At 32.5% G+C, this 13444-nt stretch carries 13 protein-coding genes, 1 riboswitch and 1 other annotated feature (1 of these 15 cut by a window edge); of the genes, 2 read left to right on the top strand and 11 right to left on the bottom strand.

Features of this window, described 5'->3' with window-relative positions; translation table 11 throughout:
• Positions 1-50: a binding site (T-box leader), on the bottom strand; it reaches 197 nt to the left of the window's first position.
• 145 nt (positions 51-195) lie between these two features.
• From sleB to P8V03_RS06105, 3 genes are all read right to left on the bottom strand, one after another.
• Complete coding sequence (gene sleB / locus P8V03_RS06115; protein WP_261670565.1) at positions 196-930, bottom strand: spore cortex-lytic enzyme; 735 nt, start codon at positions 928-930, stop codon at positions 196-198.
• A gap of 212 nt (positions 931-1142) precedes the next feature.
• Complete coding sequence (locus P8V03_RS06110; RefSeq protein WP_261670564.1) at positions 1143-2339, bottom strand: Nramp family divalent metal transporter; 1197 nt, start codon at positions 2337-2339, stop codon at positions 1143-1145.
• 44 nt (positions 2340-2383) lie between these two features.
• Positions 2384-3646, bottom strand: coding sequence for a magnesium transporter (locus P8V03_RS06105; RefSeq protein ID WP_261670563.1), 1263 nt, complete (start codon positions 3644-3646; stop codon positions 2384-2386).
• Between the two features lie 234 nt (positions 3647-3880).
• Positions 3881-4052: riboswitch (M-box (ykoK) riboswitch) on the bottom strand.
• A gap of 390 nt (positions 4053-4442) precedes the next feature.
• Between P8V03_RS06105 and P8V03_RS06100 the strand changes: the two genes are divergently transcribed.
• A complete protein-coding gene (locus P8V03_RS06100; protein WP_318797279.1) occupies positions 4443-6317 on the top strand; it encodes a YgiQ family radical SAM protein in 1875 nt (624 codons plus the stop codon).
• A 49-nt stretch (positions 6318-6366) separates the two neighbouring features.
• Here the strand turns inward: P8V03_RS06100 and P8V03_RS06095 are convergent, their stop codons facing one another.
• From P8V03_RS06095 to P8V03_RS06080, 4 genes are all read right to left on the bottom strand, one after another.
• On the bottom strand, positions 6367-7017 hold the full coding sequence (locus P8V03_RS06095; RefSeq protein WP_318797277.1) for an LTA synthase family protein: 651 nt from the start codon (positions 7015-7017) through the stop codon (positions 6367-6369).
• A gap of 170 nt (positions 7018-7187) precedes the next feature.
• Positions 7188-8072: a YegS/Rv2252/BmrU family lipid kinase gene (locus tag P8V03_RS06090; protein WP_261670560.1), complete on the bottom strand. Its 885-nt coding sequence runs from the start codon at positions 8070-8072 to the stop codon at positions 7188-7190.
• 124 nt (positions 8073-8196) lie between these two features.
• Positions 8197-8625 (bottom strand): CBS domain-containing protein, encoded by a 429-nt coding sequence (locus P8V03_RS06085; RefSeq protein ID WP_261670559.1) that lies wholly within the window; start codon positions 8623-8625, stop codon positions 8197-8199.
• A 66-nt stretch (positions 8626-8691) separates the two neighbouring features.
• A complete protein-coding gene (locus tag P8V03_RS06080) occupies positions 8692-9354 on the bottom strand; it encodes a TVP38/TMEM64 family protein (RefSeq protein ID WP_318797272.1) in 663 nt (220 codons plus the stop codon).
• A gap of 198 nt (positions 9355-9552) precedes the next feature.
• On the opposite strand from P8V03_RS06080, the gene pssA reads away from it, so the two are divergent.
• Complete coding sequence (gene pssA, locus P8V03_RS06075; protein WP_261670557.1) at positions 9553-10074, top strand: CDP-diacylglycerol--serine O-phosphatidyltransferase; 522 nt, start codon at positions 9553-9555, stop codon at positions 10072-10074.
• Between the two features lie 35 nt (positions 10075-10109).
• Here pssA and P8V03_RS06070 read toward each other — a convergent pair whose 3' ends face one another.
• The 4 genes from P8V03_RS06070 to sdaAB all read right to left on the bottom strand — a co-directional run bounded on the left by P8V03_RS06070 (position 10110) and on the right by sdaAB (position 13279).
• On the bottom strand, positions 10110-10448 hold the full coding sequence (locus tag P8V03_RS06070) for a hypothetical protein (RefSeq protein ID WP_318797270.1): 339 nt from the start codon (positions 10446-10448) through the stop codon (positions 10110-10112).
• Between the two features lie 58 nt (positions 10449-10506).
• A complete protein-coding gene (cax, locus tag P8V03_RS06065; RefSeq protein WP_318797268.1) occupies positions 10507-11550 on the bottom strand; it encodes a calcium/proton exchanger in 1044 nt (347 codons plus the stop codon).
• Positions 11551-11719: 169 nt separating this feature from the next.
• A complete protein-coding gene (gene sdaAA, locus P8V03_RS06060) occupies positions 11720-12592 on the bottom strand; it encodes an L-serine ammonia-lyase, iron-sulfur-dependent, subunit alpha (protein WP_261670554.1) in 873 nt (290 codons plus the stop codon).
• A 3-nt stretch (positions 12593-12595) separates the two neighbouring features.
• Positions 12596-13279, bottom strand: a complete 684-nt coding sequence (gene sdaAB / locus P8V03_RS06055; RefSeq protein WP_261670553.1) for an L-serine ammonia-lyase, iron-sulfur-dependent subunit beta — start codon at positions 13277-13279, stop codon at positions 12596-12598.
• Positions 13280-13444 lie beyond the last annotated feature (165 nt).

Here is a 13444-nt window from a genome sequence, read left to right as displayed (position 1 = left end):
CCTCTCTGCAAAACTCTTTTTAAGTTACTTTCCTTTTTCAAAGTATTTCTGAGTGTTTTACTATGAATTGTATATTAATATTATATATAATAGCTTTCTAATTTGTCAATATATTTTTAATACTTTATTAAATAAATAATCCCACCATTATAGGTGAGATTATTATCACTTAAATCCATATTAATTTCTAGATTTCTATCTGCAAAATCTATGCTTTCCTATAACTTTAATAAGTGGTCTGGACCATATCCATTTGTTAGTTGATGTAGCTGGATTAAAGTAATACACCGCACCACCAGAAGGATCCCATCCATTTAAAGCATCTCGTGCAGCATTTATGGAGTTCTGTTCCATATTGGCATGTATTTGACCATCTACTACTGCTGTAAAAGCTCCTGGTTGATAAACAACCCCTGCTATGGTACTTGGAAATCTAGAATCTCTCGTTCTGTTCAAAATTACTGCACCTACTGCTACCTGCCCTTCATAAGGTTCTCCTCTTGCCTCTCCATTTATGGCTCTTGCAAGAAGCATTACATCTTGGTTATTTGTAGTGTACTTGCCAGGATTAGAGTTATTTGTAGTACTCGCCTGATTGGCAGCATATTGACCTGCATTAATTCCTAAGGCATTAAGAGTTCGATCTCCAGCTATTCCATCTACAGCTAAACCATGCTTTGCTTGAAAACTTCTCACACCAGTATAGGTTCTATAACCGTATATAGCATCTAAATCTCCATCATAATATCCCCAAGCCTTAAGTCTCCTTTGTATCTCTAACACAATATTTCCTCTATCGCCATAATTATATGCTATAGCCCTCGCTGCATTATTATAAGGAGCTACACCTATAGATGTGATAATGTATGTAATCATAATAGCAAGTACGCATACTATTTCCTTCTTGAACTTAGCAACCTTCTTCTTCATAGAAACACTCCTTACTATAGTATAAGATTATGATTTCATCCTTCAGACTTAGTGTGCGCACAAAACAGTAAAAAATACACTTAAAGCTGTAATATGAATATTGGATTTATAATAGAAAAATACAACAAATAAAAATAAAATTGAATTGAGATCTACTAGTTTTACTTGTAAATCCCAATCCAATTCTACTATAACAATAGGTTAATTTTTAATTATATAAAATTCGAAGCAAAAGCTATAATTGTTAACGCTATTATAAGTACTACTGTTGACTTTGCTATAAAGTTTTGTACTGTACTGTTAACATGGCTTCCCATAACTTCTACATCATTCACTAGACTTATCATAAATATTAATACTATAGGACATAATATACCAGCTAATTGCTGAGTAACTAAAATTATATTAATTAACGATATACCAGGTATGAGTACTATTAACCCACTTACAACAATCATAAATAGAAATAATCCAAAAAACACTGGTGCTTCTTTTATCTTGTTATCCATTCCACTTTCAAAGCCAAAGGCTTCACATATTGCATAAGCAGTGCTTAATGGTATTATGCAACAAGCTAAAAGTGATGCTCCGAAAAGCCCTATTCCAAATAGAACAAAGGAATAGTTACCAGCTAAAGGACCAAGGGCTGCTGCTGCATCCTGTGCAGTATCTATACTTATCCCAGCTTTAAACAAGGTCTCAGCTGTACACACCGTTATAAATAGAGCTATAAGCACACCAAAAATGGTACCAATATAAACGTCTAATTTTTCATAACTATATTCTTTTATTGATATACCTTTATCTACAATAGAGGATTGTAAGTAAAACTGCATATAAGGAGTTATAGTTGTACCTACCATTCCTATAAGCACTAAAAAATATCCCTTATCTAACTTAGCCTTTGGAGTTACTATACTTGTAAATACATGACTCCAATCAGGCTTTACAAGAAAAGCAGTTACAATATAACTAACAAAAGTAATAGTAAGCGCTAGAAATATTTTTTCCGCCCTTGAGTAATCCCCTCTTGTTAGTAAAAACCATATAAAAACTGTAAGTATTGGAATTGATATATATTTGCTTATACTAAACAGCTCCAAACTAGCTGCTATCCCTGCAAAATCCCCTATACATACACCTAAGTTTGCTATAAGTAAGGTAACCATGGCAAAGAAAGCCCACTTTACGCCATATCTTTCTCTTATTAGATCTGAAAGCCCTTTACCTGTAACTACCGCCATTCTTGCATTCATTTCCTGAATCACTGCAAGCCCTATGGCAATTACTAAAAGTCCCCAAAGCATAGAATATCCATAATGAGCACCGATTACTGAGTATGTAGTAACTCCACCGGCATCATTGCCGGCATTAGCAGTAATGAGTCCTGGTCCTATTATACTCAGCATTAATAATAATCTGTTTTTATTTTTCAACACCTTCTACCTTCTTCCTATCCTACCTTTTTAAATCTTTTTCTCCAAGTTGGTATTAGTATGTCCTCGACTATGTCACTCATAATCACTATACCACAGAGCCTTTCTTTATCATCTATAACAGGAAGGGAAAGAAGATCGTATTTAACACTCATTTCAATTGCATCATCTACATTCTCACTATCTTTTATTCTCGCTATGTTTTCAAACATGATCTCTCTTAACTTACTCTCAGGATTAGAAAGCAAAAGATCTTTAAGCGATACTACTCCCTGCAGCCTCTCTTGCTCATCTACAATGTATATATAATGAGACACCTCATCCTCTGGCTTTATTTCTCTCAAAAGTTCAATTGTTTCTTGAACAGTTATACTTATATTAAAGGATATAAAATCCTTATTCATTATGCTTCCAACAGTCTCCTCTTCATAATTCATAAGAGATCTAATTTCATCTGCATCTTCTTTTTCCATATCGAATAGAATTTTTTCTGCAGTTTCTTCGTCTACTTCATCCAATATATCCGCAATTTCATCATTAGGCATATTCTCTAAAAGTTCTTCTCTTTTTTCCTTGCTTAAGTTTTCTAAAATATCTACTTGAATATCTGGCTCTATTTCTTCTAAAATGTCCGCAGCAAAGTCTTCATCTAAACTTTCAAAAACTTTTTTTCTGTAGTTTATATCCATATCTTCAAGAATATCCGCTAAATCTGCTGGATGAAGCTTTGATAGTTTTTTGTAAGGAACAGATAGCTTTAAGTTAGCATTTACCATTTCAAGAGATTCTACATTGTCCCACACTATAAGACTGTCATCTGGCATCTTGTGAAAAAACTTATAACAACTCTTTACTAGTTTTTCCACCCCAAGTCTTCTTCCAAGGGCGAGAACGCCAGCATCTACCGCTACAACTCTATATTCACCTGCTATTTCTGCAATTCTCAAATCATTAACCCTTACAAGCTTTTTACCATTTATATCAACAATCTGTCTGTCTAACAAGTGTTTAGATAAAGCATAAGAATATTTTTGGAGAATTATTTCTCTGACTCCTTCTCCTTTGACAATAATCTTATCATCTTCCTCGTAGACAACAATATTTTTAAATTCGCAATTAATTAATTCTCCATCCTTTTTAATCTGATAGCCTATAGCCCTCGGAAAACCGCCTTCAGTACTTACATAGACATCACAAAGCTTTCCTATAGGCTCATTGAATTCATCATAAATCTTTCTATAGAGAACTTTACTTAAGAAGAAACTGGACAACTTTTTCATAAATATTCCTCCTTCTCAATATAGAGGAATATTTGCAACAATGATAAGAAATACCGGAAATGAATAAAACTAAAAGGTTAAACTTCTTTATCTATTGAACATAAATGTTCCCCTATATAATCCATTATTTAATTTTTCTCTGAAACATAATCGACCACTAATAGGGCCAGCATCCATTTAACCACACCACCTATATAAAAATAAAAAGAGCCTAACAAGGCTCCCATTATAAACTAAAACTTGTTGTAGTCCGAGTTTTAGCACTATACAGCTTTAGACTTATTAAAGTCCAGCTACATTAAGTAAAACCTTGATTTCGGTAGTACCTGTTGACCCATTGGCATCTCTCGATGTTTCCGGGCAGTAGCGTATATCCATATAGGAGCCTCACCTAACATTCATAAAAAATTTTCAAATTCCTTTTACATAATTATTATATTACAAATTCGCTAAAATGCAACTATAAAATACTATATTTATTTAAATTTAACCTTTACAATATGTTATTTCTATATTCTTTCAATTTACTTCTGATTTTGCAGAATTTTATTCATTTTCTCATAGTTGTGCTATATTATAAATATTTACTTTCAGTAGTTGGAAATCTAATATTAATATGAAGATTACTTTCTTTATTCTCTAAGAAAAGTTTTCCCTTTAGCTTATTAAACAAAACTCTGTTAACATGTTTTTTTCATAAAAGACGCTGTCCTAGAGTTTTAATTTAACTTTATATTTCCCTTTCATTATGCTAATATATAATGTACTCTAAACTTTATAAGAATGGAGAATTCAAATGCAAATAAATAATAAATTTTTACCTGTAAGTAAACAAGAGCTAAAAGCTCAAGGAATAGAACAATTAGATTTTATACTTATCACTGGAGATGCTTATGTTGATCATCCTTCCTTTGGTACTGCAATCATTTCTAGGATTTTAGAAAGCGAGGGCTTTACAGTAGGGATAATAGCTCAACCAGATTGGAATAACGTTGAAGAATTCAGAAGACTTGGCAAGCCGAAACATGCCTTTTTGATAAATTCAGGAAACATTGACTCTATGGTAAATCACTATACTGCTTCTAAAAAGAAAAGAAGTGATGACCTTTACTCACCAGGAGGAGAAGGTGGGCACAGACCGGATAGAGCCGTTATTGTGTACTGTAATAAAGCCAGGGAGGCTTACAAAGATGTGCCAATTATAATTGGTGGAATAGAAGCAAGTCTTAGAAGATTTGCCCACTATGATTACTGGGATAACAAAGTGAGAAGAAGTATTCTTTTAGATTCAAAGGCGGATCTTTTAATATATGGTATGGGAGAGAAGACTATTGTACAAATAGCTAATCTTCTTAAGTACGGAATGAATGTTAGCAAAATTACAGATGTAAGAGGTACTGTATACTCAGTTAAGGATTTAGATTCTTTAAAGAATTTCGTAGAAGTTCCTTCTTTTGAAGAAGTTTCTAAAGATAAAGATGCCTATGCTGAAAGTTATAAACTTGAATATTATGAGCAAGATGCTATTAGAGGAAAAACCTTAGTACAAAAACATGGAGATAGATATGTAGTTCAAACTCCACCTCAGTTCCCTCTTACACAAGAGGAAATGGATATGGTATATAATTTACCTTATGCAAGAACTTATCATCCAATGTATGAAGCTAAGGGCGGTATACCGGCGATAAAAGAGGTTAGTTTCTCTGTAACTAGTCATAGAGGTTGCTATGGTGGTTGTTCTTTCTGTGCTCTTACCTTTCACCAGGGAAGAACAATTCAAAACAGAAGTCAAAGCTCTATCTTAGATGAAATAAAGCTTATGACAACCTTAGATGATTTTAAAGGTTATATACATGACATAGGTGGGCCAACTGCAAACTTTAGACATAAAGCCTGCAAAATCCAGGAGACTGCAGGGGTATGTAAGAATAAACAATGTCTTTCACCTAAGCCTTGTAAAAACCTTATTGTAGATCATAAAGAATACTTAAGTCTATTAAGGCAAGCTAGGGAAATTCCTGGAGTTAAGAAGGTATTTATTCGTTCTGGAATAAGATATGATTATCTTACTTACGATAAAAACCCTCAATTTTTAGAAGAACTTTGTAAACATCACATAAGTGGTCAGCTTAAGGTAGCACCAGAACATGTAAGTGATAAAGTTCTAAAACAAATGGGTAAACCTACCAGAGAAGTCTATGATAGGTTTACAAAAAAGTATTTTGAGGCAAATAAGAAGTTAAAGAAAAACCAATTTCTTGTTCCTTACCTAATGTCCAGTCATCCAGGCAGTGATTTGCACGCTGCTATAGAACTTGCTCAATACATTAAAAGTATGGGGTATACTCCAGAACAGGTTCAGGATTTCTACCCTACACCAGGTAGCTTATCTACTACAATGTACTATACAGGTATTAATCCTCTAACTGGTGAAAAAGTCTATGTACCAAAGGAACAAAAGGAAAAGAATATGCAAAGAGCTCTTATGCAGTTTTCCATTCCTGAGAACTACAAACTTGTAAAAGAGGCCTTAATTAAAGCTGGAAGAGAAGATCTAATAGGCAGAGGGAAAGATTGCTTAATTCCTGAGAATCCTCCAAGACTTAAAAATCGAGGCAATAGTAAGTTTAGTGGTAAAACTAGCAGTAACCATAATAAGAAAAAACATTAAAACAATAAGGGAGATTTTCTATGCTCAGTTATAGAAAATCTCCCTCTACTTACTTTACAGTCTTTTTTCTAAACCTGCTTAATCCATATACTAGAGTTGTAACCCAAAACATATCTCCAACTACTCTTTCTAAAGGATATGTAATTCCAACAAGCCAGATTACTAATTCTAATATAGTTGCAAATGATGATAAGATAACAAGATACATTCCTGTCTTATTTAAATTCTTTTGTCCCATAAGTAATATGGTTAAAAATAATATTATTGTATTTAACATTATATAAATCCAATATATATACATGCTTCTATAGAAGAACATAGTATATCCAATAGAACTTGAATTGTACAATAAACTTGGACACTTATAGATACATAATGCATATAAGCCTATTAGTACTGCTGCTGCTATAAAGATGTATGAAAAATTAATATTATCTTTCCTAGTAAAAATATATAGTGCTGTTAGTGCTAATAATGGTACTGCAATTAGATTTAAAAAGAAAAAAACTTTAAGTACATATAAATACTTTATATTACTTGATAAATAAAATATTAATAGTGAAACATATCTAAAGAGCATACAGAAGACAATAAAAACAGTAATAACTCTAATCTTTTTAGGTGTAAATTTGCTTAAGTATATCCCTATAATTATTAGTGTAAGTATGACAATTAATAAATAACCATAGTAGTTAACCATATTTTCATCCCCTTATATTACTACTACTTATATTTATTATTACAATTGCTGTTATATTACTAGTTTTTTTACTATTTAAATATAGAAAACCTTAACTTACACTAGTCTTAATACTTGTCATAGCTATAGTTTCTTATAAAACAAAAAGATGCCCTTTCGCATCTTTATTGTTAGTCACGAATACCAAGAACTTCAATTCCTTCTTTAACACACTCTATTACAAGTGGGAAATCTGGTCCTCTTTCTCCGTCTATATCTGTTACTATGTTTTCATGACATTCCACTTCTATCTTTTCTGTCTTAAAATACATAAGACCTGCTGTATTTTCTAGATGTTCTCCTCTTAACATTTTAATAAAAAGAGCAATCATATCTTTTATTGGACCAGCTTTTATTATAATTACATCCAATAGTCCATCATCTACTTCTGCTTTATAGGCAAATTTAAAATTCCCTGCTGTTCTTCCATTAAAGACTAGCATTAGATACATGTCTCCATCAAAGTATGTATTTTCAGATTTAACTTTTATTTTAAGTTTTCTAAAATTCGGAAGCTGCTCTATTCCCTTTACGTAATAAGCTAATTTTCCCATAGTATTTTTTAAGTTTACATCAGTTTTTTGAGATACATCTGTAAAAAGTCCAGTGCTGGCTACATTTATAAAGTACTTATCGTTAACTTTTCCTATATCAACTTTTTTAGGCCTACTATTTAGTATTTGCTCACAGTCTGCTTCTACATTTTCAGGCATTCCAATAAACTTAGCAAAATCATTAGCAGTTCCTACTGGTAATATTGCAATAGGAAGATTAATTCCTAAGTTTTTCATATGATTTACAGCAGTATCTACTGTTCCATCTCCTCCAGCAACTAAAATATATTTGTAGCTCTCATCCATACCTTCAAATGCCTTACTCATATCATACTCAAAGCTTACTCTATAAGGTACTACTTCATAGCCATATTTCTGGTGCACTGCTATAACCTTGTCGATGTCAGTTACTATGGTATTTTCACCTGAATATGGATTATAAATAAACTTTACCTTATTCATATAAAACTCCCCTATTTGTAAATATTTTATTGTTAAATTTAACTATTATATTATAACACCTTATAGAAGAAATCCACAAGATTACTAAAAATTCTTGTGGATTTCTTCTAAATCTTATTTTTATCTATGCCTCTGGTGTACTTGGCTCCGAAATGTTACTTAAAGCTTGCTCTGCTTCTTGTTCTAATCTAGGTTCTACAGCTATGTCTCCTAGGGAAACCATACCAACTAAATTATCATTATCTACTATAGGAAGCCTTCTTATCTGTCTTTCGCTCATTATTCTAGCTGCATCATCAACTTCCATATTAGGTTTTCCAAGCACCGGATTAGAAGACATTATCTCTCTTACATTAGTAGTGTGAGTGTCTTTTCCTGGAGCCACAGCTCTTAGAGCTATATCTCTATCTGTTATGATTCCTATAACGCTTCCAGCATCACAAACTGGTACAGCACCTACATTATATTGTTTCATGATATCTGCAGCTCTTTGAACTGGAGCATCTCCATCTAGACTAACTACAGAGTCTGTCATTATATCTTTTACCTTCATAAAAAGCACCTCTCTTAAGGAAATTATTTGACAAAATTATTATTCCCTTAATAAAGATATTCTTACTTATAAATTATTTACATTTTTAGAGGACTTATACATGTACAGTGCAGTTGTTGCAATAACGATTACTACACCTATAGGTATTAAAATCTGGAAGGAAAAAGAATGACTTAAGCCTTTTCCAATTAGTGAATAAGAAACCATCTCTGGAAAAATACCAATTAAAGTCCCTAATATAAAGTCTCTATATTTCATTTTAGAAAGTCCAGCAGCATAGCTTAGAGGATCATAAGGAAAAATTACTGCTAGTCTCATTAAAAGCATTATCTTAAAACCATGCTTTTCTATCCCTCTATCTAAGTCCATGGCCTTTCCTTTAACAACTTTATCAACAAAAGACCTTCCTAGGTATCTTGATAAAAAGAATGCTAAAGTTGCTGAACCAAAACATCCAATCATACTTAGTAATAGAGCATAATAGGGTTTAAATATCATTGCAGCTAATATGGATATAAGACCTGTTGGAATAATTAAAGCTATCGGTTTTATAGAATATATAATGATAAAAGCCAGTGATGCAAATTTACCGTAGCTTAAAATGTATCTCCTCATTTTATGAATACTTAACCCTAACAAACTGTGTCTATTACTATACAAAAATACTACAATGGCAAACATTACAACTAGAACAACTAAATATTTTAAATAACTTCTACTACTTTTCATATATCACTCAACTTTCTACACTTTATAACTTATATAGCAAGTCTATTTTAACAAAAAATTTATAATTTTTCCATAAAAAAAGTTTATTATATACTTAACCATTTTGGTAAAATGAGTTATAATAGGCTTATACTATTGTATACCTTTTTATATATTCATATTACACAAAATAACAATTATTATTTAGGAGTGATTTTAATGGCTAAAATAGCTAGAAGTGCTGTACCTAATGCTTTTACTTTTGCCAACCTAGCATGTGGTGTAATGTCTCTGATGATGTCTTTCCAGGAGAATTACAAATGGGCTGGCATATTTATTTTATTAGCATGTTTAGCTGATAGATACGATGGTAGAGTAGCAAGACTTTTAAACGTATCCAGCGAATTAGGTAAAGAACTTGATTCTCTTGCAGATTTAGTTTCCTTTGGTGTAGCACCTTCTATACTTGTGTTTAACATTTACGGTTTTTCAAATTTAGGACTTTTAGGATATTTATTAGTGTTATTATTCCCGATATCTGGTGCGTATAGATTGGCTAGATTTAATGTTACACAATTTGATGGAGAGTTCTACGGAATTCCTATAACCTTTGCAGGTATGTTTATGGCTTTATACTGTTTAGTTACACTAAACTACCTTGCACCTTTAGGTGTTACAATACTTATAGTAATAGCTCTTGCTTATCTTATGGTTTGTAAACACAGATTTAAGAAATTTTAAAATAGGTGTGGAATATGTCTTTATATATTCCACACCTATTTTTTATCATTTTGTAGCTCCAATTCCTCACCTATTTCTGTTTCAATATACTCAACCTGTATTTTACTTTCTACTATTTGCGCTTTTAGCTTACAGTAATCCATATAACTGTAACTAGACTTATCTAAAACATCTATAATGTCATCAATAATATCTCCTAATTCATTTACTCTCTTTAATGCGTCCTTCACATCTTTTTTGTGAGCTAATGCAATCCCATTTAATTCTCCTGCCCCTCCTATCAAAAGTCTATAAGAGTTAACAAGCTTGCTTAACAAATCCGCAAGATTGTTTATGTCGCCATAGTAATCTTCAACAATTTTTCTGTGCGGCATCACTATCACCCTACTAAATTTCATACTATAGACTATTTATATTATAACTTTTACAAAATCATACCACATAATAATAAGCTAGGGTAATTACTAAATAAATAGCTATTAAAATTGCCCCTTCAAGCCAATAGGTTTTACCATCCTGAAACACAATATATGCCATAATAATAGAAATCAACGCCATAATTATTTGGAAAGTGGTAAAAATCAAGGTCATTTGAACTCCAACTAAGCAGGCAAACATAATTAAAAGAGGAGTTACAAAAAGAGAAATCTGTATACTGGAACCTATTGCTATTTCAAGACTTAGGTTTACCTTATTCTTAACAGCACATACAATAGCTGCCACGTTTTCCCCTATGTTTCCTAATAAGGGTATTAATATTATTCCTAAAAACTCCTGAGAAAGTCCATATGCCTCCACAGTTTCTTTTATATTGTATACAAGCTTTTCACTTATAAAATATAGTATGACAGCAACTATAATAAGTTCAATTATATTTTTAAACTGCTTCTTGCTGCTTACTTGTTTATTTTCAGAAGTCTGTTCACTAACTAAAAAGAGGTTACTATGAGTATGAAGAGAAAAAATCAAACCTAATACATATACGATTACTAAAACTATTGCTACCTTTACACTTATGGAAGCTACTATATTTTCAGGAATAGCTTCGTTGTATTGCTTAAGAGAAGCTATTATTATTATGGTTGATACAGCTAATAAAAGCATACTGAAATTTGTTCTAGCAACTATTTTATTGAATTTCTGTTCTTTGTATTTTATTCCACCAGCAAAAATAGATACTCCAAGTACTAAAAGCATATTGCTTATAATCGAACCTATTAATGAAGCTTTTACCATAGGTATTAAGCCATATTGTATAGACCATAAGCCCATAGTTAGTTCAGGTATATTTCCTACTGCCGCGGCTAGAAGGCCACCTTTCTTATCGCCTATATATTCAGATATATTAGAAGTGAGATTCCCTAGCATGATAGCCAGTGGTACTATAGCTGCTGAATAAATAATGGTATTTAGTAAATTATATGGAGTTTTAAGAAAGATAACTAGTATGATAATTATATAAACACATTTCTTCATCATGATAACACCAACATTTTACAAATGTAGTCCTCCTCTAGATTGTTCCTTTAATTAGTCTATTCATTTGAGAAGGAAGTGTTACTTTTATAGCTGCAACTACTAATTGTAAAAATAAAAGCCTAGAATAAAGGTGTTCCTTATCCTAAGCTCTATACTCTACTATATTCTACTCTCCAAAAACTTTCTTCTGAAGCTCTAATCCTGTTTTTGTGATTGCCAATCCACCAAGAGCTGTCTCTCTAAGCTCTGCTGGCATTTGCTTACCAACTCTATACATAGCTTCTACAGTGTCGTCAAATGGTATCTTGCTCATAATTCCAGCCATAACCATATCTGCTGTTGTTAAAGCACTAACTGCTCCTGCTGCATTTCTCTTAGCGCAAGGAACTTCTACTAGTCCTGCTATTGGGTCACAGACTAAACCTATTATGTTCTTAAATACTATAGCTGCCGCATTTAAGGCTTGATCTGGTGTTCCACCCATCATTTCAACTACTCCAGCTGAAGCCATAGCTGCTGCTGAACCACATTCAGCCTGACATCCACCTTCTGCTCCCGCCATAGTAGCATTTTTAGCTATAATTATACCTACTCCAGTACCTGTTAGTAGACCCTTAACCATATCATCTTCTGATAAACCTAATTGCTCTCCAGCACTTATTATAACTGCAGGCATTATTCCACATGAACCAGCTGTTGGAGCAGCTACTATTTTACCCATAGCAGCATTTACTTCTGAAGAAGAAAGAGCTCTTCCCATAGCTTTAACCATGAAGTTTCCTGTCAACGTTTTCCCACTGTTGGCATACTCATTTAACTTATATGCGTCTCCACCAATAAGTCCACTTACAGATGCAATTTTATTTGTTAATCCACGCTCTGCTGCAGACATCATTACTTTTAAGTTTTTTCTCATCTTCTCAAAAACTTGTTCTCTAGTAAGGCCAGTTGCCTTTGCTTCTTCTTCTAAAGTATATTCCCATATACTAAGATTCTTTTCCTTACATACTTCTAAAAGTTCATATCCGTAGTTAACCATAAATTATTCTTCCTCCCTTACAGGATTAATAGCTCTAACTTTGTGGATGTTAGTTATTTTAGCTATAGCGTTTACAATGTCTTCGGAGATAAAGTTGTCTACTTCAAAGACCATCGCCGCTGCTGAACCCTTACCACTTGTTCTGTAAACTCTCATAAAGGCGATGTTTACATCATATTCATATAAAACAGCTGTTACTTTCGCAACCATTCCCGGTACATCTATATGATTTATTAATATAGTAGGGTATGCTCCAGTAAATTCTATCTTGTCACCATCTATTTCATTAACTACTATATTTCCTCCACCAATTGAAGATCCAACTACTGATACAGTTTTTCCATCATTTTTAGTTATAACAGTTTTAACTGTGTTAGGATGTACATCTCCAAGATCTGTCGGAATAAATTCTATTTCTATATCCTTTTCTCTTGCCATTTCCATAGAGTTTTTTAAGTTTTCATCCCATGGGTTCATCCCTAATATTCCAGCTACTAAAGCCTTATCAGTACCGTGTCCCTTATAAGTTGTAGCGAATGAACCATGAAGGAAAAATTGCACTTTTTTAACTCCTTCACCTGCTATTGTTCTTGCAATCTTACCTAGTCTTGCAGCTCCTGCAGTATGAGAACTTGATGGTCCTATCATTATTGGCCCAAGAATATCAAAAGCACTATATTCTCTCATATTGTTACACCAACCTTTCACTTTCAGTGAATTATATAATCATTTACATTGTTACAATAAAACAATTTCTTTCGATTCTTATTATACAACAAATTAAAACATATTCACACTAATTTTTTAAAGTTTTTTGTAGAAATTTATGAGATTTGATACTAATAAATGAAA

Source organism: Clostridium tanneri, from assembly GCF_033659955.1.
GTDB classification, from domain to species: Bacteria; Bacillota; Clostridia; order Clostridiales; family Clostridiaceae; genus Clostridium_AM; species Clostridium_AM tanneri.
The sequence above is the reverse complement of the archived record's forward strand: the minus strand, read 5'-3'. Positions and strand labels throughout refer to the sequence as shown.